Source organism: Curtobacterium sp. MCPF17_047 (genome assembly GCF_003234045.1).
GTDB lineage: Bacteria > Actinomycetota > Actinomycetes > Actinomycetales > Microbacteriaceae > Curtobacterium.
The window spans coordinates 269927-294910 of the sequence record NZ_QKSF01000002.1 but is presented as its reverse complement, the minus strand read 5'-3'; the positions used below and the strand labels follow the sequence as shown (position 1 = coordinate 294910).

Genomic DNA, 24984 nt, shown 5'->3' with positions numbered 1-24984 from the left:
GCTGGTTGGTCTTGGGAAACCGAGCACTGGTCGAGACCGTGCACTCTGCATCATTCCACGGGCGACACCCGTAGTGGGGTCTTCGGCGCGCGGGGGTCGACGGATCGGTCTGCGGGTGTCCCGTCTTCCGGGGACACCGATGCACCCCGATCAGTCGAGCAGTCGCCGCAGGTGCGCCCCGACGGCCTCGTGTTCGATGAGGAAACCGTCGTGACCGAACTCGCTCGTGATCACCGCGGCGCGGTCGCCGTCCAGCGTGTCGGGCACCCCGGCGGCGATCCGGTGCTGGTCCTCGACGGGGAAGAGCCGGTCGCTGGAGATGCCGACGACGAGCGTCTGAGCGCGCACCCGGGCGAGCGCCGCAGCCACTCCGCCGCGGCCGGCACCGACGTCGTGCGAGTCCATCGCGTGCGTGAGGGCGACGTAGGACGCCGCGTCGAACCGTCGGGTGAACTTGTTGCCGTGGAAGTCGAGGTAGCTCTCCACCGAGAACCGTCCGTCGTCGCCGAGCGGGGAGACGTCGCTCTGCCACGAGCGGGCGAACCGGCCGTTGAGCTCGTCCGAGGCCCGGTAGGTCATCATCGCCATCCGCCGCGCCAGCGCCAGTCCCCGGTGCGGGCCCTCGCCGGGTTCGGCGTCGTGGTGGTCGCCGCCGGCGAACCCCGGGTCCATCTGGATCGCGGCACGCTGCAGGGAGTTCGCGGCGATCTGGTCCGCGGTGGTCTGCGCGGTGCTCGCCAGGACCGCGAGCCGGGCGACGCGTTCCGGGGCGGTGACGGCGGCCTCCAGGGCGTGCATGCCGCCCATCGAGCCACCGACGACGGCGGCGAAGCGCTCGATGCCGAGCCGGTCGGCCAACCGGAGCTGCGTGGCGACCTGGTCGCGGATCGTGACGAACGGGAACCGGGAGCCCCACTCGACGCCGTCGGGTGCGACCGAGGACGGCCCGGTGGTGCCCTGGCAACCGCCGAGCATGTTCGGCGCGACGACGAACCAGCGGTCGGTGTCGATGGCGCGTCCGGGTCCGACGACGTCACCCCACCAGCCCGCCGTGCGGTGCCCCGGTCCGGGCGGGCCCGCGACGTGCGAGTCGCCGGTCAGGGCGTGGAACACCAGGACGACGTTGTCCTTCGCGGGGGAGAGCGTCCCCCAGGTCTCGTACGCGACGCGGACCGACGGGATCCGGCCGCCGCGGACGAACTGCTCGCCGAGCGCCTCGAAGCGCCGTGCGCCGGGCGGGTCGCCCGGCCGCCACGCACCGGTGACCGGCGGCTTGCCGAGGGTGCCGAGCTCGGCGCCGGGCACCAGGGTGGACGGCACGGAGTCCTCGGGAGTCGTCTGCCAGTCCATGGTGCGTCCATCCTCCCTGGAGGCGCGGCTCGCCGCCGCCGTGTTACGTCGCGCCCGGCGTGGCAGCCCCGCGGGACGCAACGTGGGCGGGTTCCCGCGACGGAGTACCGCTGCGAGGAGCCGCCCACGTTGCGTCCCGCGGGTGCCTCAGCCGGGAGGCGCGGCACGGGTCAGGCGCGCAGGCCCGCCTGGGCGACGGCGCGGGCTGCGGCGAGCCCGGCCTCGAGATCGGCCTTGAGGTCCTCGACGTTCTCGATGCCCACCGACAGGCGCACCAGGCCCGGCGTGACCCCGGTGGTGAGCTGCTGCTCGGGGGTCAGCTGCGAGTGGGTGGTGGACGCCGGGTGGATCACGAGCGAGCGGACGTCGCCGATGTTCGCCAGGTGCGAGAACAGCTGCAGCTCGTCGACCAGGGCACGACCCGCGTCGACGCCGCCCTTCAGTTCGAAGGACAGCACGGCGCCGACACCACGGGGCGCGTACTTCGTCGCCGCCGGGTACCACGGGCTCGTCGGCAGCCCCGCGTAGGCGACCGTGGCGACGTCCGGGTGCCGGTCCAGCCACTCTGCGATCTCCTGCGCGTTGGAGACGTGCCGTTCGATCCGCAGGCTCAGCGTCTCGATGCCCTGCAGGAGCGCGAACGCCGTGTCCGCCGAGTTCGACGCACCGAGGTCGCGGAGCAACTGCACGCGGGCCTTGACGATGTACGCCAGCGCGTCACCGACGGCCTGCGAGAACACCGCCCCGTGGTACGAGGGGTCCGGGGTGCTGAACTCCGGGAACCGCTCGGCGTGCTCGGACCACGCGAACGTGCCGCCGTCGACGATGATGCCGCCGATGACGGTGCCGTGTCCGCCGAGGAACTTCGTCGCCGAGTGCACCACGATGTCCGCGCCGTGCTCGAACGGACGGATCAGGTACGGCGTCGCGATCGTGTTGTCGACGATCAGGGGCACGCCGGACTCGTGTGCGACGCCCGCGACGGTCTCGATGTCGAGCACGTTGATGCGCGGGTTGCCGATGGTCTCGGCGAAGAACAGCTTCGTGTTCGGACGGACCGCGCGACGCCACTCCTCCGGGTCGTCCTGGTCCTCGACGAACGTCGTCTCGATGCCGAGCTTCGCCAGCGTGTACTTGAACAGGTTGTAGGTGCCGCCGTAGATCGACGACGACGACACGATGTGGTCACCGGCACCCGCGATGTTGAGCACCGCGTAGGTCTCCGCCGCCTGGCCGCTCGACACGAGCAACGCCCCGGTCCCGCCCTCGAGCGCGGCGATGCGCTGCTCCACGACGTCGTTCGTCGGGTTCATGATCCGCGAGTAGATGTTCCCCGGCTGCGCCAGCGCGAACAGGTCGCGGGCGTGGTCCGAGTTCTCGAACACGTACGAGGTCGTCTTGTAGATCGGCGTCGCCCGGGCACCCGTGGTCGGGTCCGGTGCGGCACCCGCGTGCACCTGCGTGGTCTCGAACCGCCAGGCGGCTGCGTCGTTCGTGGTCATCGGGGCTCCTCTTCCGTCGCGCGTCACGCTACGCAGCTGACCGGGCGGGCACCAGCGGGGGAGTCGTCGGACGTAACGCGCGGTGCCGAGGCGGACGGGCCTCCCGGGATGACGGGAAGTGGACGACGGGTCCGCTCGTGTCGCGACGGGGAACGCGCGTGACCTACAGTGTCGCCGTCATGCCCTCTCCGAACCCGCCCGAGCAGCCCGGACGCTCGCACGTCAGACGGCACGACGTGGCCGGCCGGGACATCGACGAGGCCACCCACTTCTACGAGCGTGTGCACGACGCGCACGCCGTGCGGCTCACGCAGGACGAGGACCGGCCGTTCGGGTACCGGCTGCGTGCCGTGGGTGACGAGCGGTTGCGACTGCGGAGTTCAGCGCTCAGCGCTCGCCGCTGGGGCCGGATCGAGCCCCAGGGCCGCTACCTCGTCACCTGGGCGCACGACGGTGAACTGGCCATCGACGGCGGCGCCGACACCGAACTCGTCGTCAGCGCCGGCACCCCCGCCGTCTACCCGACCGGCCGCCCCTTCACCATCGAGGCCCCGCCGAGCATCACGCTGCACACGATCGACATCGACGGCCCGGCCCTCGAAGCGCTCCACCTGGCGCGGAGCGGCGAGCACGCGGAACCGCTCCGGTTCGCCCAGACGCCGGACCCCGAGGGACTCGCCGCACTGCAGCGCACGCTCGCCGCGTCGACCCCGGTCCTCCTCGACCCGGCCGCTGACCGCCTCACCCGGGCACGCATGGTGGACGCGGTGAGCCGCCGGGTCCTCGACGCCTTCGCGCCCGCCCCGGCCTTCCCACGCTTCCCCGGCCACCCGGCGAACGTCATCCGCGCGCTCGACTACATCGAAGCCCACCTGACCGAGCCGATCACGACGGCCGACCTCGCCGCAGCCGCCGGCCTCAGCCAACGCGGACTCCAGCAGGCCTTCGGGCGGAACGACCTGCCCACGCCGCTCGAGGCCCTGCGCGAGGCACGACTCCGTCGAGCCCGCACCCTGCTCGCCGACGCCCGACCGGGCGAGGTCAGCGTCGCGGCCATCGCCCGCCAGCTCGGGTTCGTGCACCTCGGACGCTTCGCCGGGTACTACGCCGAACGGTTCGGGGAACGCCCGAGCGACACGCTCCGCGCCTGACGACGGCGCTCACGCGTCGGCCCGCGCTCAGGCCGGGTCCCGGCGGAACAGCCAGTCGACCTTCGGCTCGAGCAACCACCGCATCCCACGACGCACGAACGGCTGTGCCAGGAACAGGCTCACCGCACACGCCACCAGCACCATCAGCAGCACGAACGGCCACGCCGAGTGCTCACCCGCCAGCACCCCCGACTCGCGGATCGGGTACAGCAGGAACGTGTGCAGCAGGTACACGTACATCGTCGCCGCGCCGAACCGCGTCAACCAGACCGTGCGCCGCGGCACGAGGACCAGGAACGACGCCGTCAACAGCGTCGCCAGCAGCATCAGCGCGAAGCGGACCCCGCCGGCCCACCACGCGTCCTCGCCGAGTCCCGAGTACGAGTCGTCGTAGAAGAACCAGTGGTGCAGGTCGAACTCCTTGAACTGCGGGATCCACAGCGCGCACGAGACCGCCCACGCCAGGAACACCACACCCGCGAGGACCCGCACGCGGACCACCGTCCGCCGGGACGCCTCGTACCAGCGGTCGAACAGCCCCCACTGCTTCACCTGCCACCCGAGCAGGAAGAACGGCAGCAGGCTGATCGCCCGGCCGAGGGACAGCGTCGAGTCCACGTTGTCGAAGTACCCGACGCCGATGCTCAGCACCACCGCCCACACCAGCGGCAGCCGCAGCTGCGACAGGTACGGCAGGATCAGCCGGAAGATCCCCAACGCCAACAGGAACCAGAGCGTCCACGTCGGCTTCGTCGGGTTGAACTCCTTGCCGCCCTCCACCACCGCCTGCACCACGGTCCAGATCGTCTGCATGATGATGTACGGCACCACGATGTCCGTGAACGTCCGCCGCATCCGCTTCGCCGTCGGGGTGTCCGCCGACGAGAAGTACCCGCTGATCACCCCGAACGCCGGCATGTGGAACGCGTAGATGAACGTGTACAGCGCCAACGCGTGCTCACTGCCCGTCGTCTGCCGCTGGATCGCGTGCCCGATCACCACCAGCGTCACCGCCAGGAAGCGCGCCGTGTCCCACATCGGGATCCGCCGCCGGATCCGACCCGGGTCGAGCGCGCCCGCCGGGGCAGAGGGCGCGGGAGGGGCGGCGTCCGTCGTCATCCTCCGCACGTTACCGTCCGACGGCTGCCCCGGTGTCGGTAGCGTTGCCCCGGGCCGCCCACCGTCCCCGACCCGCGAGGAGCATCATGACCACACGTCGAGCCGTCGTCACCGGAGCCAGCTCGGGCATCGGCGCCGCCACCGTCCGCCTGTTCCGCCGACACGGGTGGGACGTCCTCGCCGTCGCCCGCCGAGCCGACCGGCTCGAGGCGCTCGCCGCGGAGACCGGCGCGGACACCCTGGTCGTCGACGTCACGGACTCCGCCGACGTCGCGGCGCTCGCCGCACGGGTGGACGAGCTCGGCGGCGCGGACGTGCTCGTCAACAACGCCGGGGGAGCGTTCGGGTCGGCCTCGGTCGAGCACAGTGACGTCGACGACTGGCGGGCGATGTTCGAGGTGAACGTCCTCGGCACGAAGCGCGTCACCGCTGCCCTCCTGCCGGCACTCCGTCGTCGTGCCGGTGAGACCGGCGGCGCGGACGTCGTGACCGTGACGAGCACGGCGGGCTTCGTCGCCTACGAGAACGGCGGCGGGTACGTCGCCGCGAAGCACGCCGAGCACGCGCTGGTCGGCGTGCTCCGACTCGAGTTGAACGGCGAACCGATCCGGGTCGTCGAGATCGCGCCGGGCATGGTGAAGACCGACGAGTTCGCACTGGTGCGGTTCGGCGGCGACAGCGACGCGGCCGCGGCGGTCTACGACGGGGTGGAGGCACCACTGGTCGCCGACGACGTGGCCGAGGCGATCGTGCACGCCGTCGAGCTGCCGGCCCACGTCAACCTGGACCTGGTGACCGTCCGGCCGGTGGCGCAGTCGGCGCAGCACAAGCTCGCCCGCGGGCCGCTGACCCCGAAGGCGTAGCGGCCGGGGCGCCGCCGCGGGCCCGCAGCGCCCGGGCGGCGATCACGGGTCGCGGGCGGAGCATCCCTGCCGGTACCGTGGGCAGATGCCGATCAGCAGCGAACCCGCGGAGTCTCCCGCCTCGTCGACCGTGACCGTGACGAGCGGACCGGAGGTGCTCGGCTGGCTCGAGTTCGGCGACGCAGCACGGCTGCTCGCGAAGGACGTCCTGTCCGCCGGCTTCGAGCCCGAGGTCGTCGTGGCCGTCGCTCGTGGTGGGCTCATCATCGCCGGTGCCGTCGCCTACGCCCTGGGCACCAAGGAGTGCGGCTCCATCAACGTCGAGTTCTACACCGACGTCGAGCAGCGGCTGGAGGAGCCCGTCGTGCTCGCTCCGGCCCTCGACGCACCGAGCCTCGCCGGCAAGCGGGTCCTGGTCGTGGACGACGTGTCCGACTCCGGTCGCACCCTGGCGCTCGTGGTCGACATCATCCGCACCGCCGGAGCCGACGTCCGGAGCGCGTGCCTGTACTCGAAGCCCGGCACCGTCCTCGAGCCGGACCACGTGTGGCGTCGTGTCGACGGCTGGATCACGTTCCCGTGGAGCGCCCTCGCACCGGTGACGGCCGAGTCGTGAGCATCCACCTCGTCGGCGGCGGCTCCTTCGTCGCCGCGGACGCCGCCGCGGCCTTCACCGCCGAGGCCACCGCCCGTTCGGCCGCCGTGGGACGGACCGTCCCGCGCATCGCACTGCTCTCCGTCGCCTCCGCGGACGGGGCCTCGCCGTCGTCGACCGCGGACATCGCCGAGGTCCTCGGAGGGTCCCGTGCCGCCGAGGTGCTGGTGACCGAGGTCGCGGCGGGCGCGGTCTTCGAGACCACGGTCCTCAGCGACGTCGACGCTCTCGTCGTGGGCGGCGGTCGTACCCCCGACTACCTGGACGCGGTCGCTCCGCTCGTCGACCAGATCCGCCTGCTCGTCTCCGACGGGCTGCCCTACCTCGGCTACTCGGCCGGCGCGATGATCGCCGCGGACCGCGCCCTGGTCGGCGGTTTCCGCATCGGCGGCGTCGAGGTGTGTCCCGAGGCCGCGTCCGAGGGGCTCGACGAGGTCGAGCTCCGCGAAGGGCTCGGGCTCGTCGACCTGACCATCGACGTCCACGCGGTCCAGGCCGGCACCCTCGCCCGGCTGGTCGCCGCCGCCGAGGCCGAGTTCGTCACCGCGGGCCTGGCCGTCGACGAGGACACCACGCTGGTCGTGGGCGAAGGCGCCCTCGAGGTCCGGGGCACGGGGAGTGTCTGGCGGGTGGTGGCGGGCGACGAGTCCGTCTCGGTCGCCACCATGGGCGCCTGAGCGTGCAGCCGAAGCCCCTCGCCGACCTGGTCGACCCGGGCTGGGCGGCAGCGCTCGCGCCCGTCGAGGACGACGTCCACCGCATCGGCGCCTGGCTCCGTGCCGAGACCGAGGCCGGTCGTCCGTACCTGCCCGCCGGTCCCGCCGTGCTCCGCGCCTTCGAGGAGCCGTTCGACCGGGTGAAGGTGCTCGTCGTCGGCCAGGACCCGTACCCGACGCCCGGACACCCGATCGGGCTGTCCTTCGCCGTCGACCCGCACGTGCGGCCGGTCCCGCGCAGCCTGCAGAACGTCTACCGCGAACTCCACGACGACCTCGGCGTCACGCCGCCGCCGCACGGTGACCTCCGCGCCTGGTCGGACCAGGGCGTGCTGCTGCTCAACCGCGTGCTGACGGTGGGCGTCGGCGAACCCGCCAGCCACCGCGGCAAGGGCTGGGAACGGGTCACCGAGCGGGCGGTCGAGGCGCTCGTCGCCCGCGACCGTCCGCTCGTCGCCGTGCTCTGGGGTGCGCAGGCCGCGTCGGTCCGACCGCTGCTCGGTGACACCCCGGTCGTGGCGTCGGCCCACCCCAGCCCGCTCAGCGCCGCCCGCGGGTTCTTCGGCAGCCGTCCGTTCTCGGCCGTGAACGACCTGCTCGTCGCCCAGGGGGCCGACCCCGTCGAATGGACACTGCCGGCGGAGGCGTGACGGGCCTCCCGTAGGCTCGTGTCGTGCTCGAGGAGGAATACCAGCAGCGGCGCGTCCTGCCGCGCCACCTGCGTACCCCGGCGCCGGTCGAGCCGGCGTTCGCGTACGCGATCCGTCCCGCCACGGCTGCGGACCTGCCCGAGGTCCGCGAGATCCACACGCACTACGTGCGCAACTCGTCCGTGACCTTCGACGCGGCCGCGTTCACCTTCGCAGCCTGGAAGAAGCGGTTCGACGAGGTCCAGCGTCGCAAGCTGCCGTTCCTGGTCGCGGAGAACCCGTCCGGACAGGTGCTCGGGTACGCGCTCGTCGAGCCGTGGAACATCCGCGACCGGTCGAACCGGGTGGTCGAGGACTCGATCTACCTCGGCGCCGCGGCGGGCGGCAAGGGCCTCGGCCGGGCGCTGATGGAGGCGCTCCTCGACGCCTGTCGGACCGTCGGCGTCCGGGAGGTGATCGCCGTGATCGCCGACCGGTCCGCGGACGCGTCGATCCGGCTGCACGAGCGGCTCGGCTTCGAGGAGGTCGGGCGGATGGGCCGCGTCGGCTACAAGTACGACCGGTGGCTCGGCACGGTCACGATGCGGTTGCGCCTGCGGAGCACCCGCAAGCCGCTGTTCGGTCCGCGCGACTGACGTCGACCGCCGAACGGGACCCCGTCCCGATCCGCCCTCAATCCGCTTCGGCGACGAACTCGTCCCGCGTGGTGCGCACCAGGTCGGCGGCCGCGGCGGAGGCGACCCGGGCCTCCCGTCCGACGACCGCCCGACCGACGGCTTCGTGCCGGGCCGCCGCCCCCGCCGTCCACCCGGTGATCGTGTCCCGTGACTCGCTCGTCCGGGTGCGCAGCAACGCCTCGACGGTGCCCGCGAAGTGGGCGAAGACCGCGTTGCCGGAGCCGGTGAGCAGCGCGCGGTGGAAGCGGACGTCGGCGTCGAGGTAGGCGCGCCCGTCACCCGCGGACGCTGCGGCGACCATCTCCTGCGCGGCGGCGAGCACGGCGTCGGCCGCCGCTCCGCCGTGTTCCGCGGTGAGGCCCGCGGCGACCGGCTCGATGCCCAGCCGGAGGTCCAGGAGCTCGCGCTGCTGGGTGAAGTACGCCCCGGAGGTGCCCCGCCAGCGGATCACCGACGGGGCCAGGAGTTCCCAGCGGGTCGACGGCTGCACCTGCGTGCCGACGCGCTGCCGTGGTTCGACCAGTCCGAGGGACTGCAGGACACGCAGTGCCTCGCGGACGACGGACCGCGAGACGCCGAACTCGGCGACGACGTCGTCCGGGCGGAGCACGGCGCCGGGAGCGAGGGTGCCGTCGACGATGCGCTGCCCGAGCGTGTCGAGCACGTGGGCGTGCAGACCGCCGGGTGTCGGCATCGTTCCTCCTCGACGGGCCTGGTCACGCGGATGTGTGACGCGGTGACCATTGCAGCGGCAGACTGCGCCTGAGCCCGGGTGGCGCGCGGACGACGACGATGTAGTCTGATTAATCAGATTATTGCAGCGGCGACCGCAGCCGGGATCGACACCCCGGTCGGCCCGGCACCAGCAGCAGGACGGCAGCAGCGCAGGAGCTGCTCCAGGAAGGGGCGCAGATGCCTCACCTCCAGACCACCCCGGCGATCCCGAGCCACGTGCTCGCCGCCGGGACCGAGACGGTCGACCCGTCCGGTCCGATCCCACAGCTCGTCATCGCCGCCCTCGTCGGCATCGTGGTGATCATCGCCCTCATCACCTGGCTCAAGGTGCACCCCTTCGTCGCCCTGACGATCGGTGCGCTCGGCGTCGGCCTCGGCGCCGGGCTCGCACCGGAGAAGGCAGTCACGAGCTTCGGGGACGGCTTCGGCGCGACCATGACGAGCGTCGGCATCCTCGTCGGTCTCGGCTCGATGTTCGGCAAGCTCCTGGTCGACTCCGGCGCCGCCGACCGGGTCGTCGACACCCTGGTCCGCCGGTCCTCGGCCGCCGCGCTGCCCTGGACGATGGCACTGATCGGTGCGCTGATCGGCCTGCCGATGTTCTTCGAGGTGGGCCTGGTCCTGCTCATCCCGATCATCGTCCTGGTCGCCAAGCGCAGCTCCGTCCCGATCATGAAGATCGCGATCCCGGCCCTCGCCGGGCTCTCCACCATGCACGCGTTCGTCCCGCCGCACCCCGGTCCGCTGGTCGCCGTCTCGACGGTGGGTGCGGACCTCGGCACGACGCTGGCGTTCGGCATCGTGCTCGCGATCCCCGTCATCGTCCTGGCCGGCCCGGTCTTCGCCCGCTTCGCAGCGCGCTGGGTCGACGTCCCGGTGCCGGACATCTTCGGCGCACGGGGCGAGGACCCAGCGCACTCCGGCCGGGAGGCCCGCCGCACCCCCGCCACGGAGGACACCGCGTCCCTGCCCCACGGCAAAAGCGACTTCACGCGGGTGATCAGCGAGCCGCGCAGCCCGTCGTTCGCCGTCGCGCTGGTCGGCATCCTGCTGCCCGTCGTGCTCATGCTCGCGCAGGCGATCCGCGAGGCCATCGCCCCGGACGCGGGTGGTGCCTGGGTGGGAGTGCTCGACTTCCTCGGGACGCCGATGATCGCGATCGGCATCGCGACCGTCTACGCGATGGTCTTCTTCGCGATCGGCGGCGGCATGGACCGGTCCGCGGTCGCGAAGTCGCTCGAGAGCGCGCTGCCGCCGGTCGCCGGGGTGCTCCTCATCGTCGGTGCCGGCGGTGGCTTCAAGCAGGTGCTCATCGACACGGGCATCGGCGGCGTGATCGCCGACGCGGTCAAGGACTCCGGCATCTCGGTGCTCCTCGTCGCCTGGGTGGTCGCCGCGCTCGTCCGCGTCGCCACCGGGTCCGCCACGGTCGCGACGGTCACCGCAGCGGGCATCATGGCCCCGATCGCCCACGACCTGTCGTCCCCGATGACGTCACTGCTCGTGCTCGCGATCGGCGCCGGGTCGGTGTTCCTGTCGCACGTCAACGACGCCGGGTTCTGGTTGGTGAAGGGGTACCTCAACACCTCGGTGGGACAGACCTTCAAGTCGTGGTCGGTGCTCGAGTGCCTGATCTCGGTCATCGGTCTGGTCGGCGTGCTCGTCGCCGGGATCTTCATCCGATGAGCGGGCAGCCGGACGGACGGCAGCCCCGCTCGGAGTCCCGGACGCTGGACCCCCAGGTGCTCGTGGTGATGGGCGTCTCCGGATCCGGCAAGTCCACCGTCGCGGCGATGGTCGCCGACGCGCTCGGGTGGGAGTTCGCGGAGGGGGACAGCATGCACCCCGAGGCGAACGTCGCGAAGATGCACGCCGGCACACCCTTGACGGACGAGGACCGTTGGCCGTGGCTCGACGTCGTCGCCGGCTGGATCCGCGGCCACCTCGACGCCGGGACGAACGGAGTGGTGACCTGCTCGGCACTGAAGCGGTCGTACCGGGACGTGCTGCGGGCCTCCGGGGTGGTCTTCGTGCACGTCGCCGCGGACCGGGCCCTGCTCGAGGAGCGGATGTCCTCGCGGTCCGGGCACTTCATGCCGGCGTCCCTGCTCGCATCGCAGCTGGCGACCCTCGAGCCGCCGCAGCCGGACGAGGCGCATCTCACCGTCACCGCCGACCGCTCACCGGAGGAGGAGTCCGCCGAGGTGCTCGAGCTGCTGGGGTTCCGGACGGCCTGACGGGACCGCCCCGCTTGAGAGGGCGGACGGGCGGACGTCGGCAGCATGGGGGCATGCCTGTCGACGACTCCCCGTCCCTGCTCACCCGCGGCTACGGCTTCGGCGCCCACGTCTGGCGCCGGGCGGCCGACGGTGCCAGGGCGGTGCCGATGCGCTTCCTGCTCCGTGACGCGCTGCTGGTCCGCGGTGCCGAGGGTGTCGAGTTGTTCTACAGCGACCGGATCGCCCGACACGGTGCGATGCCGGCGATCGTTCAGCAGACGCTGTTCGGCGACGGGTCCGTGCACAGCCTCGACGGCGCCGAGCACCGGCACCGCAAGGCGACCTTCGTCGACGTCGCGTACGAGGACGAGCAGGTCGCCCGCCTCACCCCGCTCATCGCCGAGGAGTGGCACCGGGAACTCGACGAGTGGCTCGGCGGCGGGCAGCGGTCCGCCTACGACGCCGCCGTCGGTGTGTTCGGCCGTGCCAGCATGCGGTGGGCGGGTCTGCCCGGCACGCCCGCCGCGAAGACCCGGTGGGCAGCACGCCTCGCGCAGATCGTCGACGGGTTCGGTGTGCCGTACTCGCCCGAGTACCTGCTCGCCGTCCGGAACCGGTGGTGGTCGAACCGACACGCGGAACGCCTGGTCCGGGCGGTCCGCGACGGCGAGCTCGACCCGGCCGAGGGCACGGCGCTGTACGAGTGGGCGTGGCACCGTGACCGCTCCGGCGTGCTGCTGCCCGCGGTGACCGCCGGCGTCGAGCTCCAGAACAGCATCCGTCCGCTCATCGCGGTTGCCCGGTTCGTCGCGTTCGCCGCGAAGGAGCTGCACGACCGGCCTGAGTGGCGTGCCCGGATCGCCGAGGAGTCCGTCACCGGACGCTCGCTCGCCGGCGGGCCCCTCGCGACCGCCTTCGCGCAGGAGATCCGCAGGACGGCGCCGTTCGTGCCGATGCTGCCCGGGTGGGCGACCGAGGACCTCGAACTCGACGGACAGCGGCTCGCGAGTGGCGGCCGGGTCCTGCTCGACCTGCTCGGCACCGACACCGACGACCGTTCGTGGCCCGCGGCCGACCGGTTCGACCCGGAGCGGTTCCTCGGCGTCGACGACTACGAGGCGATCGAGACGTTCGTCCCGCACGGTGGCGGCGACGTCGCGACCGGCCATCGGTGCCCGGGGGAGAAGCTCGCGATCGTCGCACTCGCTTCGGCGATCGCGACCCTCAGCGACCCACGGGTCGGCGTGCTCGACGAGGGGCTCGATGTGGACCGTCGACGTCTGCCGACGAAGCCGGCTTCGGGCGGCCGTGTCCGGGCGCGGTCCCGGGTCGGGTCCGGCCGCTCCGGTGGCTGCCCGTTCCACCGTGGCGGTCGCTGACGGCCGGTCGCTGACGGGCGAACGCTGACGGGCGAACGCTGGCACGCGGTCGCCCGGGCGGTCAGCGGCCGCGGTGCTCGAGCGTCGCCGACGCGTCCGGACCCGTCGGCATGGAGGCCCGGGCCTGCTCCCACGCGTCGTCACCGGCATCGAGTGCAGAGCGCAGGTACGCCGTGGTCAGACGCTGGACGAGGGCGACGCGCTCCGGGTCCTCGTCGGTGGTCTCGGCGGCCTCGTAGCCGGAGATCCCGCCGAGGGAGTGCTCGCCGCCGCGGAGGACGAGCAGGTCCGTTGCACCGGGGCTCTGCCTGTAGGCGTCGGTGAACCAGTCCGGGCCGCGGGTCGACATCCGTGACTGGTCGTGGTCGCCGGCCACGACGAGCGTGGGGGTCGTCAGTTCGGCGAAGGACGGCCGCATGAACGGGAAGTGCTCGGTCGCGAACGGGACGAGGTCGTCGCCGGCCACCCCGGTGGCGGCGAGGAGGACGCCGGCGGTGATCCGGGCCTCCCGTCGGTCCTCGCCGGGCTGTCCGGCGTCGTCGAGGATGCGCGCGCCGAGCAGGCTCTGCACGCTCTGGCCGCCCCACGAGTGTCCGGTGGCGGCGACGCGGCTGTGGTCGACGCGGCCGGACAGGCCGGGCAGTGCGGTCTCGACGGTGTCGAGCTGGTCGAGCACCCGGACCAGGTCGGTGGTGCGTTCGGACCAGATCGTCGGGAAGATCGGGTGGTCGAACCCGATGCCGTTGCGGCGCGAGTCGAGGTGCGTCGGCTGCACCACGACGAACCCGTGCGCCGCCCAGAACGACACGAGGGGTGCGTAGGCGTCGAGGTGCATGCCGTTGCCGTGCGAGAAGAGCACGACGGGCAGGTCGGTGCCGGTCGCCGGTGCGGACACGCGGACCTGCAGGGGGAGCGGGCGGCCCGGTGCGTCGAGGGTGACGGGCGCGATGGAGACGACGGGGGCGCCGTCACCGAGCAGGTGGTCCAGGGCGGGGGTGGTCGAGGTGGGCACGGGGTTCCTTCCGCGGGGGTGTCCGCTGCCGTACGATGAAGCGGAGCAGTGTTCCGGACAGTACCGGAACCTAGTTCCGTTTGCAACGACCGTCGAGGAGCCCCCATGCCTGAGCCCGGCCCAGCCGCGTCCGACCGCGTGCAACGCAGCGACGCGCGCCGGAACCAGGAGACCCTGCTCGACGCCGCCGCCCGGGTCTTCGTCCGGTCCGGCGTCGACGCCCCCGTGCGTGCGGTCGCGACGGAGGCCGGGGTCGGCGTGGGGACCGTCTACCGGCACTTCCCGACCCGGGCCGACCTGGTGCTCGCCGTCTACCGGCACCAGGTGGAGGCGTGCGCGGAGGCCGGCCCGCGCCTCCTGTCCGAGGCGTCCGACCCGGATGCGGCACTGCGGCAATGGATCGGACTCTTCGTCGACTTCCTGGTCACCAAGCACGGACTGCCCGTCGCCATGCACGGCGACGGCGCCGCGACCGACGCCCTGCACCGGTACTTCGTCGACCGACTCGTGCCGGTGTGCGGCGATCTGCTGACCGCCGCGCGCGCTGCCGTTCCGGGGCGGGCGACGAGCGCGGGGGTCACCGGCTACGAACTGCTCCGCGGTGTCGGGAACCTGTGCATCGGGACGGCGGACGACCCGGACTTCGACGTCGAGCGGGCGGTCCAGGTGTACGTGTCCGGGGCGCTCGTCGGCGTCCCGGGCGGGTGAGCACCGGGCTCCCGACGCTCAGACCTCGGTGACCCGGCCGGCCTCGACCCGCCACTGCCGGTCGAGCTGCACGGTGTCGAGCATCCGCCGGTCGTGGGTGACCAGCAGCAGCGTCCCCTCGTAGGACTCGAGTGCCTGCTCGAGCTGCTCGATGGCGACGAGGTCCAGGTGGTTCGTCGGCTCGTCGAGCACGAGCACGTTCACCCCGCGGGCCTGGAGGAGCGCCAACCCGGCACGGGTCCGTTCGCCCGGCGAGAGCTCACCGGCGGCCCGTCCGACGTGGTCGGCCTTCAGCCCGAACTTCGCGAGCAGGGTGCGGACGTCCGGGGTGTTCATCTCGGGGACCAGGTCCTCGAACACGGCGGCCAGGGGCTCGGACCCGGTGAACAGCGACCGGGCCTGGTCGACCTCGCCGACCGCCACGCTCGACCCGATCGACGCCGTGCCGGTCGTCGGTTCCTGCCGCCCGAGCAGCGCCCGCAGCAGCGTCGACTTGCCGGCGCCGTTCGGGCCCGTGATGCCGATCCGGTCGCCGCCGTTCACCTGCAGCGACACCGGCCCGAGGGTGAAGTCGCCCTGCTCGTAGCTGGCGTTCGACAGGGTCGCGACGACGGCCGAGGACCGGGGCGCCTGCCCGATCGTGAACTCGAGTTGCCACTCCTTGCGCGGCTCCTCGACCTCGTCCAGCCGGGCGATGCGCGACTCCATCTGCCGGACCTTCTGCGCCTGCTTCTCGCTCGACTCACTGGCGGCCTTGCGACGGATCTTGTCGTTGTCGGGGGCCTTCTTCATCGCGTTCCGCACGCCCTGGCTCGACCACTCGCGCTGCGTCCGGGCACGCGAGACCAGGTCGGCCTTGGTGGACGCGAACTCGTCGTACGCGTCGCGCTTGTGCTGGCGGGCGATCTCGCGTTCCTCGAGGTAGGCGTCGTAGCCACCGCCGAACAGCCGGTTCGACGACTGCGCCAGGTCGAGTTCCAGGACCGCCGTCACCGAGCGGGCGAGGAACTCGCGGTCGTGGCTGACGAGGACGACGCCGCCGCGCAGGCCGCGCACGAACTCCTCGAGCCGGTCCAGCCCGTCGAGGTCCAGGTCGTTCGTCGGCTCGTCGAGCAGCACGATGTCGAACCGGGAGAGCAGCAGCGCCGCCAACCCCACCCGGGCCGCCTGTCCGCCGGACAGCGAGGTCATCAGCGAGTCCGCCGTGACCGAGCCGTCGGGTGCGTCGAGGGTCAGGCCGAGGTCGGCGAGCACCACCGGCATCCGCTCGTCCAGGTCCGCGGCACCCGAGGCCAGCCAGCGCTCGAGGGCGACCGAGTACCGGTCGGCGGCGGCATCCCCGGCGTCGGGCTCGCCGAGGGCCAGCGCCGTCGTGTCCATCTCCGCCGCCGCGTCGGCGCACCCGGTCCGGCGGGCGACGTACCCGGCGACGGTCTCCCCGGGCACCCGCTCGTGCTCCTGTGGCAGCCAGCCGACGAACGCGTCCGTCGGCGACAGTGACACGGCCCCGGCGAGCGGCTCGTCGACCCCGGCCAGCAGGCGGAGCAGCGTGGACTTGCCCGCGCCGTTGACGCCGACGACGCCGATCACGTCACCGGGTGCGACCGTGAGGTCGAGGGAGTCGAACAGCGTGCGGGCGGCGTAGCCGCCGGCGAGCCCCTTGGCGACGAGCGTGGCGGTCATCCCTCCATCGTCCCACCTCGCCGGGGCGGCCACGGACCGGGGCGGGAGGCGCGGTGCCGGGCCGCCCCGGGCCTCTCGTCCGGTGCGCTGCCAGACTGGCCGCATGCGACACGTTCTGGTGCTGGGTGGGACCGGGTGGTTGGGGTGGGCGGTCGCCGAGGCGGCAATACGGGACGGTGCCGAGGTGACATGTCTCGCCCGCGGGGAGTCGGGGGAGCCGCCGGCCGGCGCACGGTTCGTCCGCGCCGACCGCTCGGCTGCCGACGCGTACGCGCACCTCGGCGACGATTGGGATGAGGTCGTCGAGCTCGCGACCGATCCGGCGCACGTCGCGAGTGCGCTCGAGGCGCTCGCGACGCGTGCCCGGCACTGGACCTCCGTCTCGACGATCTCCGTGTACGCGCGGACCGACCGGGCCGGCGACGACGAGGACGCGCCGGTCGTCGAGCCCGTGGACCTGACGCAGTACGCCGACGTGAAGGCCGCCGGGGAGCGTGCAACCCGGCGGGTGCGCGGGACAGACGCGCTCGTGGTCCGGCCCGGCCTCATCGTCGGACCCGGCGACCCGAGTGACCGGTTCGGCTACTGGGCTGCTCGGCTCGACCGCGGCGGCGACGTGCTCACTCCGGTCCTTGACGACCGTGCGGTGCAGGTGGTCGATGTCACAGACCTGGCGGAGTGGATCGTCCGGGCCGGGCGGGTGGGCACGGTCGGGACCGTCGACGCCGTCGGGCCGAGTACGTCGATGCGGGCCTTCCTGGACACCGTGGCGACCGCCACCGGGTTCGACGGGAGGCTCGTGGCGGCCGACGACGAGACCCTCCTTGCGCAGGGGGTCACGTACTGGGCGGGGCCGGCGTCGCTGCCGCTGTGGATCCCGGTGAGTGAGGTCGGGTTCGCGCGGCGGGCCGGTCGGGCGTTCCTCGCGGCCGGCGGGACGGTTCGGCCGCTCGCCGAGACCGTGCGGCGCGTCGTCGAGGACGAGCGTGCTCGCGGGGTTGCGCGCGGTCGGCGGTCGGGTCTGACGGCAGCGGACGAGCGGCGGGTCCTCAGCGTGGTCCAGGCGGACTAGCCCAGCGGGGTCGCGGAGTCGAAGGCGACGGTGAGCAGGGGCAGCTCGTCGCGGGGGAGCACCGCCGTCAGGAGTCGCCCGTCGTCGAGCTCGGTGGCCAGGCCGAGCACGAAGGGGTCCGTGTCGAGGAGCAGCCCGGGGCGCTCGACGCCGTCGACCAAGACGGGGTGTCCGGACTGGACGCTGCGTTCGTCGACCAGCGTCGGCCAGGGGTCCTCGGTGGACTCCGGGAGAGCGAGTTCGTCGCGGTACCCGTTGACGAGGACGTACTGCACGTGCTGGACGAGCGCCTCGGCAGGTGACGGGCGGGTGGTACCGAGCCGGCTCCAGTGGGTCCGGACCGCCTCCCACAGCATCGGGTACCGCATCCGCTCGACCGTGGCGACGAGCCAGTCCGGGCGTGGCCAGGGCGGGACCTCCTCCAGGGACCGTCGCCGCTCGTCGTCCATCGCCGCTAGGTTCACCGGGTCGTCGTGGTCCTCCGGGTTCCGCCAGAGTGTGTACTGCCGCGACACGGTCGCACTGTCGCGGACGCCGTCGGATTCGCCCGTCTGCACGCCGACGGAACCGAAGTCCTCGAGATGCCGCTGTGCGACGAGCCCGGCGACGCCGAACCCCAGCGAGCGGGCCGCGGCCCGGCGCGCGATCTCCGGGTCGGGCGCATCCGCACCGAGCACTCCGCCGTGGTCCATGCGCCGAGCCTGGACCCGTCGAGGCGGTCGGTCAAGGGCCGGGGAACGACATGTCGGCCTAGGCTCGATCCGTGTTCGAACTCCACCACCTGTCCGCGCAGGAACTCTGGGACTGGATCCGCCGCGGTGACACCACCGCCCGCGAGGTCACCGACCACTACCTCGCCCGCATCGAGCGGCTCGACCCGGAGCTCGGCGCGTTCGTGACCGTCACTGCCGAGGCCGCGCGTGCCCGGGCCGACCACCTCGGCGACCTGGTGCCGACGTCGAGGCCGCTGTGGGGCCTCCCGTCCGCGGACAAGGACCTGACGGACCGGCGCGGCGTCCCGACCCGGTCCGGGACGCTCGCCCTGCCGGGTGACCCGGCGACGGTCGACCACCCGCTCGTCACCGCCCTCGACGACGCCGGGGCGATCAGCCTGGGCAAGACGGCGACGCCCGAGTTCGGCATGTCGTCGTCCTCCGAGACGCGCTTCGGCACGACCCGCAACCCGTACGACACCACGCGTGCCCCGGGCGGGTCGTCGAGCGGCGCCGCCGTCGCCGTCGCAGCCGGGCTGCTGCCGGCGGCCGTCGGGTCGGACGGTGGAGGCTCGGTGCGGATCCCGGCCGCGGCCACCGGCCTGGTCGGACTCAAGCCGAGTCGTGGTCGGGTGCCGTCGATGCCCGGGCGTGCCGGGCTGGGCGGACTCGCTGTCGCCGGGCCGCTCACCCGGACCGTCGCCGACGCGGGGATGCTGCTCGACGCACTCGTGGCGCCGACCGGTCTGGCCGAGCGCCAGCCCTACGCGCTCGTGACACCCGAGGTCGGCGAGGGGCCGTTCACCGCGGCCGCCGTCCGGGGCGAGGGGCGCTTCGTCGTCGGGCTGCTCGACGGTTCGCCGTGGGACGACTTCGTCGACGTGGTCGTCGACCCGGCCGCGCGGGAGGCCGTGGACACCGCCGTCCGTGTGCTCGGCGAGGTCGGGCACGGGGTCGAGGAGGTCGTGATGCCGCGCGTGCCGTACGCGGAGTCGTTCCAGGTGGCGTGGGAGTCCTCGGGCGCCGGCATCGCCCGGATCCCCGGCATCGACCTGCGCGCCCTGACGCCCCTCGTCGCCTGGCTGGTGTCGCGAGGGCGGGAGCTGTCCGCGACGCAGGTGCTCGACGCGATGGCCGGACTGGACGCGTTCTCGATCGCGCTGATCCGGGCGTTCGACCGGTTCGACGCCGTCCTCACGCCGACGCTCGCCATGACCCCGAGGCCGCTCGGCTGGTACGGCGACGACCCGGAGGAGGACTTCCGTCGTCAGTGCGCGTACTCGCCCTGGACGTCGATGGCGAACGTGTCGGGGTTGCCCGCGATCTCGTTGCCCGTCGGGGTCACGGGCGAGGGGCACCCGGACGGCGCGGGGCTGCCGATGGGGGTGCAGCTCATCGGACGTCCGGGTGGTGAGCGGGTGCTCCTGGCGATCGGGGCGCAGCTCGAGCGCCGGCTGCGCTGGCAGCGGCGACACCCCGCCGGCTGGTAGCGCGGGGCGCTCGGCGCGGGCGCTCGTCGGGCGGGCCTGTCGCCGGGCGTGTCGCCGGGCGTGTCGCCGTCCGCCGAGGTCGCACGACATGCCGCGCGTCGTCCGCCGAGGTCGCGAAATCTGCAGGCCTGGAGGCGCGTGGCCGGCAGTCCGTGCAACCTCGGCGGATGTGAGCGGCGGTTTGTGCGACCCGGGCGCCGCCACCCCGGCCTCGCCGGGCCGCCCGCGCGCCCCTGGCCCTACGGCAGCGTCGGCGCCGCCGCGACCAGGGCCCGGGTGACCTCGTGCGTCGGCGCGTCGAGCAGGGACACCGGGCCGTGCTCGACGATCCGCCCCGCCGACATCACCGCGACGGTGTCGCACAGGCGCTGGACGACCCCGATGTCGTGCGAGACGAGCACGAGTGTCGCCCCGAGGTCGTCCACGAACGAGCGGAACAGGTCGATCACGCGGGCGCGCACCACGACGTCGAGGGCGCTCATCGGCTCGTCCCCGAACAGGATCCGCGGTCGGTGCACCACCGCGCGGGCGATCGCGATCCGCTGGCGCTGCCCGCCGGAGAACTCGTGCGGGTACCGGTCAGCAGCGTCGGCTGGCAGGTCCACCCGTTCCAGGACCGCCGCAACCATCGCGCGGTGGTCGCCGGCGACACGGAGTGCCCGGAGCGGTTCGGCGACGATCGCACCGACGCGCATCCGCGGGTCGAGCGAGGCGACCGGGTCCTGGAACACGATGCCGGTCTCGCGCCGGAACCAGCGCGAGGACGCGGCCGATGCCCGCGCGTCCACGGGGCGGCCAGAAGCGTGGACCGTGCCGGTGGTGGGGGCCTCCAGCCCGGCGAGGAGGCGGACGAGCGTCGACTTGCCGGACCCGGACTCACCGACGATCCCGAGCCGTGCGCCGGACGGGACGATGAGGTCGACGCCGTCCACGGCGGTGCGGACCGCGCCGGGCTCGAAGGGGCCACGCCGGGGGAGCCGGTACGTGCGGCTGAGGTCCGCGCCGGCGAGGGCCGGAGCAGCGGTGTCGAGCTCCGTCACGAGGTCCTCCTGGCGGTGGCCCGGGCTGCCTCGACGAGCGCGAGCGTGGCGGGGTGCCCGGGCGTGGCGAGCAGGTCGGCGACGCGGCCCTGCTCGACGACACGTCCGGCCTCCAGGACGACAGCCGTGTCCGCGATCCGCGACAGGACCGCCAGGTCGTGCGTCACGAACAGCATCCCCGTCCCCCTGGAGGCCGTGAGCGACTCGAACAGGTCGAGGATCCGCGCCTGCGTGGTCACGTCGAGCGCGGTGGTCGGCTCGTCGGCGACGAGGAACGCGGGCTCGCCCGCCATCGCCATCGCGATGCAGATCCGCTGCCGCTGCCCGCCGGACAGCTGGTGCGGGTACTGCCGGAGCAGCAGTTCCGGGTCCGGCAGACCGACGTCCCGGGCGAGTCCGACGGCGGCTTCGGCGGCGGCGCGCCGGTCGAGACCCCGGTGCAGCCGGAGCGGCTCGACGATCTGCCTGCCGACGCGCCGGAGCGGGTCGAGGGCGGTCCCCGGCTCCTGGAACACCATCCCGATGGCCGCGCCGCGGGTGCGTGCACGCTCGCGGTCGGGTAGGCCGACGAGCTCCCGTCCGTCCAGGCGGATGCTGCCGCTGACGGTCGCACCGGCGGGTTCCAGGCCCATCAGGGCGAGCGAGGTCATCGACTTGCCCGACCCGGACGCGCCGATCACGCCGACGCGACGGCCGGGAGGCACGGTGAACGTCACGTCGTCGAGCACCGTCCGCCCCGCGATCCGGACCGTCAGGCCGCGGACCTCGAGGCCGGTCGTCGCCGTTCCGGTGCTCATGCGATGCCCTCCGTTCCGCTGACCGTGCCGGTCGTGCCGCGGGTGTCGGGTGTGTCGGGCGTGCCCACTGCGGTGCCGGGTGCGGGAGCCGCGTCCGGCCCCCGCCGACTGGTCATCAGCCGTGGGTCCGTGGCGTCCCGGACCGCGTCGCCGAGCAGGGACAGCGCCATCACGACGAGCGCGATCGCCGCACCCGGCCAGGTCGCACTCCACGGATGCACGCCGATGTAGGTCTGCAGGTCGGACAGCAGCCGACCCCAGGACGCCGTGCCCGCGTCGGCGCCGTAGCCGAGGTAGGACAGCCCGGCCTCGGCGAGGACCGCGGTCGCCATCGCGAGCGACAGCTGCACGGTGAACAACGGCGCGGCGTTCGGGACCAGGTGGCGGAACAGCACGCCCAGCGGCCCGACCCCGGACGCGCGGGCTGCGACGACGTAGTCGCTCCGTGCGATGCGCCGGATCTCACCGCGGGCGACCCGGGCGATGGTGACGCCGAACGCCAGCCCGACGGACACCACGACGACGCCGAGCGACCCGCCGTACACGGCGGTGAGGAGCATCGCGGTGAGGAGGGTGGGGAAGGCGACCAGGACGTCGAGGAGCACCGCCGTGGCCTCGCGCATCCAGCGGGCGGTGAGGGAGCCGATCGCGGTGAGGACGATGCCGACGACGCTGGCGATGACCCCGGCGCCGACCGCGACGAGGAGCGTGGTCCGGGTGCCGGCGAGCAGGTAGCTGGCGATGTCGCGGCCGACCCCGTCGGTGCCGAACCAGTGCGCGGCGCTCGGGCGCTCCCACTGGTGGAACGGGTCGGTGCGGAACGGGTCCTCGGGCGTCCAGACGAGCGACACCGCGGCCAGGACGACGAGCAGCCCGAGGACGACGACGGCGAACAGTCCGGTCGGGGTCCGGAGCAGCCGGCCGAGCGCGCTCACGACGAAGCCTCGCGCTGCCTCGGGTCCAGCACGCGATGCAGCACGTCGACGGCGAACCCGACCAGCAGCACGAGACCGGTGAGCACGAGGAGCTCGGACTGCACCTTCGTGATGTCGCGCCGGCCGACGTCGGTGACGAGCATGCGGCCGACCCCGGGCAGTGAGAACAGCTGCTCGACGACGACGGCTCCGACCAGCAGCCCGGCGATCTGCACACCGAGAACGGCGAGCACGGTCAGCGCGACGCTCGGCAGGCCGTGGCGGAGGAGCGCCCGGTTCTTCGTCAAGCCGACGGCCGCCGCTGTGCGGACGTGGTCGGCGTCGAGGACGGACAGCGTCGCGGACCGGGTGAAGCGGAGGATGACGGCTCCCTCGACCGCGCCGATGGTCAGCGCGGGCAGGACGAGCGCCGCGAACGCCCGGCCCGGCGTGTCCCAGCCGTCGAGCGGGAAGCCCTGCACGGGAAGCCAGTGCAGCGTCACGGCGAACAGGGCGACGAGCAGCATGCCGGCCCAGACGACCGGGATCGCGGCGACGGCCTGCGCGGCACCGGAGATGACCGCGCCACCCGGTCGGCGACGGAGCACCGCGGCCAGCACGCCGAGCGGGACGCCGATGACCAGCGCGGCCGCCAGGGACATGCCGGCGAGCGGCAGCGTCACCGCGAGCTTCTGCGCGATCTCCGGGGCGACCGGGCCGCGAGTGACGAGCGAGTTGCCGAGGTCACCGTGGAACAGGCCGCCGATCCAGTCGAGGTACTGCAGCACGACGGGCCGGTCGAGCCCGAGCTGCTCGCGGAGCGCCGCGACCTGGGCGGGCGTCGCCTCGGCTCCGGCGACGACCTGCGCGACGTCGCCGGGGAGCACGCGGAGCGTCGCGAAGACGATCAGGCTCGCCACGAGCAGTCCGACGGCGAGCAGGAACACCCGCCCGACGAGGAATCGGGTCACGACTCCGATGCTACGAGACGGCGAGGTCCGCCAGGTCCAAGCGGGTCGTGGTGCTGTCGAACGGGAAGCCGGTGACCCCGTCGCGGACCGCCGTCGTGGTGGTCGCCGTGTACAGCCACTCGGCCGCGGCGTCGTCGCTGACGATCTTCGCCGCCTGCTGCAGGGCGCGCACCTTCTCGGCCTGGTCGGTCGTGGCGACGGAGGCTGCGTAGAGCCGCTGGACCTCGGCGTTGTCGTACCCGAAGTAGTAGTCCGGGTCCGCCCAGTTGCCGAAGTCCCGCGCCTCGGTGTGGTTCACCATGCTGAGGTCGAAGTCCTTGTTCTTGAACACCGAGTCGAGCCAGGTCGCGAAGTCCACGCGCTGCACCTTGAGCGTGATGCCGACGTCGGCGAGCTCGGAGGTCAGGACGTCGCCGATCGCCGTGGGGTACACGTTGGCGTAGGTCAGGGTGAGCGTCGGCTTCGTGACGCCGGCCTGCCGCAGGAGCTTCTTCGCCGAGGCGGGGTCGTACGCGTCGATGTGGGTCAGGTCCTGGTAGCCGGGGTCGAGCGCGGGGATCGGACCGCCCTGCTCCACCCCGCCGCCGCCGATCGCCTTGATGACGGCCTTCGGGTCGACGGCCTGCCGGATCGCCCTGCGGACGCGGACGTCGTCGAAGGGTGCCTTCTGGTCGTTGAACGCGAGCGTGTACTTGTCGGTCGTCTTGCCGGTGTGCAGTGTGACGCCGGAGGTGTTCTGCAGCTGGCTCTTCAGGGTGCCGTCGACCGCGGTCTCGACGTCGAGATCGCCGCCGGCCATGGCGTTGACGGCCGTCGACGGGTCGGTGATGTACCGGAAGACGACCTTCGCCACCTTCGCCGTCGCGCCCCAGTAGTCCGGGTTCCGGCGGAAGGTGAGCGAGTCGCCCTGCTTCCAGCTGGCGACCTCGAACGGCCCGGTGCCGTTCGCGGTCTTCGTCCGGTCGTTGTCCGCCGCCTGCTCGAGGACCAGGCCCGCGCGGCCGGTGAGGTTCCAGAGCAGGTCCGAGTCCGGCTTCGAGAGGGTCAGCGTGACGGTGTCGTCTCCGGTGGCGGCCACGGTCTCCACCGCGGCGAGGTCGTCCGCGTCGACGTAGGACTCGTGCGCCTTGACGTCCTCGAACGACCAGACGACGTCCTTCGCGGTGACCGGCTCGCCGTCCTGGAAGGTCGCACCGTCGCGCAGCGTGAACGTGTAGGTCAGGCCGTCGTCGGACACCTCGTGCGAGGACGCCAGCACGTCGCGGACCTTCCCGCTCGCGGTCCGTCCGACGAGCCCCTGGTAGACGTTGTCGATGAGCACCTGGTCGAGCGCGTTGCCGGACTGGGTGCGGATGTCGAGGCTGGTCGGTTCGAGCACCAGGCCGACCCGGACCGTCGCGTCGGCGCCGCCCCGGGTGTCGTCGGAGCCGCCGGAGCAGCCGGCCAGGGCGACCGAGGTCGCGACGGCGAGGGCTGCCGCGGCCAGGGCGGTGCGGTGGAGCGGACGCATGCTGGGTTCCTTCCCGGAGCCAGACCCACGAGGGCCGGGACGAGGGCGGCGAGACGAC

24 protein-coding genes are annotated in these 24984 nt (G+C 73.0%); 12 read left to right on the top strand and 12 right to left on the bottom strand.

All coding sequences use genetic code 11. From position 1 onward, the window contains the following. Positions 1 to 150 precede the first annotated feature (150 nt). Both DEJ33_RS03725 and DEJ33_RS03720 read right to left on the bottom strand, forming a co-directional pair. Positions 151 to 1350 (bottom strand): homoserine O-acetyltransferase, encoded by a 1200-nt coding sequence (locus tag DEJ33_RS03725; RefSeq protein ID WP_111077300.1) that lies wholly within the window; start codon positions 1348 to 1350, stop codon positions 151 to 153. Between the two features lie 170 nt (positions 1351 to 1520). Beyond that, entirely contained in the window at positions 1521 to 2852 is a 1332-nt protein-coding gene (locus DEJ33_RS03720; protein WP_111194279.1) for a bifunctional o-acetylhomoserine/o-acetylserine sulfhydrylase, read from the bottom strand. A 179-nt stretch (positions 2853 to 3031) separates the two neighbouring features. On the opposite strand from DEJ33_RS03720, the gene DEJ33_RS03715 reads away from it, so the two are divergent. Continuing rightward, positions 3032 to 4003: a helix-turn-helix domain-containing protein gene (locus DEJ33_RS03715; protein WP_146242511.1), complete on the top strand. Its 972-nt coding sequence runs from the start codon at positions 3032 to 3034 to the stop codon at positions 4001 to 4003. Positions 4004 to 4030: 27 nt separating this feature from the next. Here the strand turns inward: DEJ33_RS03715 and DEJ33_RS03710 are convergent, their stop codons facing one another. After that, positions 4031 to 5122, bottom strand: coding sequence for an acyltransferase family protein (locus DEJ33_RS03710; protein ID WP_111194278.1), 1092 nt, complete (start codon positions 5120 to 5122; stop codon positions 4031 to 4033). An 86-nt stretch (positions 5123 to 5208) separates the two neighbouring features. Between DEJ33_RS03710 and DEJ33_RS03705 the strand changes: the two genes are divergently transcribed. From DEJ33_RS03705 to DEJ33_RS03685, 5 genes are all read left to right on the top strand, one after another. Continuing rightward, positions 5209 to 5985 carry an SDR family oxidoreductase gene (locus DEJ33_RS03705; RefSeq protein ID WP_111194277.1) on the top strand — a complete coding sequence of 259 codons (777 nt, stop codon included), beginning with the start codon at positions 5209 to 5211 and terminating at the stop codon, positions 5983 to 5985. Between the two features lie 85 nt (positions 5986 to 6070). Beyond that, positions 6071 to 6601, top strand: coding sequence for a phosphoribosyltransferase (locus tag DEJ33_RS03700; RefSeq protein ID WP_181432864.1), 531 nt, complete (start codon positions 6071 to 6073; stop codon positions 6599 to 6601). Continuing rightward, positions 6598 to 7317: a Type 1 glutamine amidotransferase-like domain-containing protein gene (locus DEJ33_RS03695; protein ID WP_181437242.1), complete on the top strand. Its 720-nt coding sequence runs from the start codon at positions 6598 to 6600 to the stop codon at positions 7315 to 7317. Before DEJ33_RS03700 ends, DEJ33_RS03695 begins: the two co-directional genes overlap by 4 nt. A gap of 2 nt (positions 7318 to 7319) precedes the next feature. Next, the gene (locus DEJ33_RS03690; RefSeq protein ID WP_111077294.1) at positions 7320 to 8006 is read left to right on the top strand and encodes a uracil-DNA glycosylase; all 687 of its coding nucleotides are present in this window, start codon (positions 7320 to 7322) and stop codon (positions 8004 to 8006) included. A gap of 23 nt (positions 8007 to 8029) precedes the next feature. Next, positions 8030 to 8641, top strand: coding sequence for a GNAT family N-acetyltransferase (locus tag DEJ33_RS03685; protein ID WP_111077293.1), 612 nt, complete (start codon positions 8030 to 8032; stop codon positions 8639 to 8641). Positions 8642 to 8678: 37 nt separating this feature from the next. Here DEJ33_RS03685 and DEJ33_RS03680 read toward each other — a convergent pair whose 3' ends face one another. After that, positions 8679 to 9377, bottom strand: a complete 699-nt coding sequence (locus tag DEJ33_RS03680; RefSeq protein ID WP_111194275.1) for a FadR/GntR family transcriptional regulator — start codon at positions 9375 to 9377, stop codon at positions 8679 to 8681. A gap of 218 nt (positions 9378 to 9595) precedes the next feature. On the opposite strand from DEJ33_RS03680, the gene DEJ33_RS03675 reads away from it, so the two are divergent. From DEJ33_RS03675 to DEJ33_RS03665, 3 genes are read left to right on the top strand one after another with little or no spacing between them, the layout of a single operon-like run. Further along, positions 9596 to 11104 carry a GntP family permease gene (locus DEJ33_RS03675; protein ID WP_111194274.1) on the top strand — a complete coding sequence of 503 codons (1509 nt, stop codon included), beginning with the start codon at positions 9596 to 9598 and terminating at the stop codon, positions 11102 to 11104. After that, positions 11101 to 11655 carry a gluconokinase gene (locus DEJ33_RS03670; protein WP_111194273.1) on the top strand — a complete coding sequence of 185 codons (555 nt, stop codon included), beginning with the start codon at positions 11101 to 11103 and terminating at the stop codon, positions 11653 to 11655. The genes DEJ33_RS03675 and DEJ33_RS03670 overlap by 4 nt, the downstream gene beginning before the upstream one ends. A gap of 53 nt (positions 11656 to 11708) precedes the next feature. Then, complete coding sequence (locus DEJ33_RS03665) at positions 11709 to 13016, top strand: cytochrome P450 (protein WP_111194272.1); 1308 nt, start codon at positions 11709 to 11711, stop codon at positions 13014 to 13016. A 61-nt stretch (positions 13017 to 13077) separates the two neighbouring features. On the opposite strand, the gene DEJ33_RS03660 is transcribed toward DEJ33_RS03665, so the two are convergent. Next, the gene (locus DEJ33_RS03660; RefSeq protein ID WP_111194271.1) at positions 13078 to 14028 is read right to left on the bottom strand and encodes a chlorophyllase; all 951 of its coding nucleotides are present in this window, start codon (positions 14026 to 14028) and stop codon (positions 13078 to 13080) included. A gap of 105 nt (positions 14029 to 14133) precedes the next feature. Between DEJ33_RS03660 and DEJ33_RS03655 the strand changes: the two genes are divergently transcribed. Further along, positions 14134 to 14736: a TetR/AcrR family transcriptional regulator gene (locus tag DEJ33_RS03655; protein ID WP_111077287.1), complete on the top strand. Its 603-nt coding sequence runs from the start codon at positions 14134 to 14136 to the stop codon at positions 14734 to 14736. 18 nt (positions 14737 to 14754) lie between these two features. Here DEJ33_RS03655 and DEJ33_RS03650 read toward each other — a convergent pair whose 3' ends face one another. Further along, a complete protein-coding gene (locus DEJ33_RS03650) occupies positions 14755 to 16419 on the bottom strand; it encodes an ABC-F family ATP-binding cassette domain-containing protein (protein ID WP_111077286.1) in 1665 nt (554 codons plus the stop codon). Positions 16420 to 16522: 103 nt separating this feature from the next. Here DEJ33_RS03650 and DEJ33_RS03645 point away from each other — a divergent pair, with 103 nt between their 5' ends. After that, on the top strand, positions 16523 to 17491 hold the full coding sequence (locus DEJ33_RS03645; protein WP_111077285.1) for an NAD-dependent epimerase/dehydratase family protein: 969 nt from the start codon (positions 16523 to 16525) through the stop codon (positions 17489 to 17491). Here the strand turns inward: DEJ33_RS03645 and DEJ33_RS03640 are convergent. Further along, positions 17488 to 18183 carry a hypothetical protein gene (locus DEJ33_RS03640; RefSeq protein WP_111077284.1) on the bottom strand — a complete coding sequence of 232 codons (696 nt, stop codon included), beginning with the start codon at positions 18181 to 18183 and terminating at the stop codon, positions 17488 to 17490. The two genes, DEJ33_RS03645 and DEJ33_RS03640, sit on opposite strands and share 4 nt — an antisense overlap. Before the next feature lie 71 nt (positions 18184 to 18254). Between DEJ33_RS03640 and DEJ33_RS03635 the strand changes: the two genes are divergently transcribed. Next, on the top strand, positions 18255 to 19694 hold the full coding sequence (locus DEJ33_RS03635; protein ID WP_111077283.1) for an amidase: 1440 nt from the start codon (positions 18255 to 18257) through the stop codon (positions 19692 to 19694). A gap of 239 nt (positions 19695 to 19933) precedes the next feature. Here the strand turns inward: DEJ33_RS03635 and DEJ33_RS03630 are convergent, their stop codons facing one another. Genes DEJ33_RS03630 through DEJ33_RS03610 form a run of 5 tightly spaced genes read right to left on the bottom strand, consistent with a single transcriptional unit; the run spans position 19934 to position 24926 of the window. After that, on the bottom strand, positions 19934 to 20734 hold the full coding sequence (locus DEJ33_RS03630) for an ABC transporter ATP-binding protein (RefSeq protein WP_111077282.1): 801 nt from the start codon (positions 20732 to 20734) through the stop codon (positions 19934 to 19936). Further along, the gene (locus DEJ33_RS03625; protein WP_111077281.1) at positions 20731 to 21531 is read right to left on the bottom strand and encodes an ABC transporter ATP-binding protein; all 801 of its coding nucleotides are present in this window, start codon (positions 21529 to 21531) and stop codon (positions 20731 to 20733) included. The genes DEJ33_RS03630 and DEJ33_RS03625 overlap by 4 nt, the downstream gene beginning before the upstream one ends. Continuing rightward, on the bottom strand, positions 21528 to 22466 hold the full coding sequence (locus tag DEJ33_RS03620) for an ABC transporter permease (protein ID WP_258374719.1): 939 nt from the start codon (positions 22464 to 22466) through the stop codon (positions 21528 to 21530). Before DEJ33_RS03620 ends, DEJ33_RS03625 begins: the two co-directional genes overlap by 4 nt. Continuing rightward, a complete protein-coding gene (locus DEJ33_RS03615) occupies positions 22463 to 23416 on the bottom strand; it encodes an ABC transporter permease (protein WP_111077280.1) in 954 nt (317 codons plus the stop codon). Before DEJ33_RS03615 ends, DEJ33_RS03620 begins: the two co-directional genes overlap by 4 nt. 10 nt (positions 23417 to 23426) lie before the next feature. Beyond that, complete coding sequence (locus DEJ33_RS03610) at positions 23427 to 24926, bottom strand: ABC transporter substrate-binding protein (RefSeq protein ID WP_111077279.1); 1500 nt, start codon at positions 24924 to 24926, stop codon at positions 23427 to 23429. Positions 24927 to 24984: the final 58 nt, after the last annotated feature.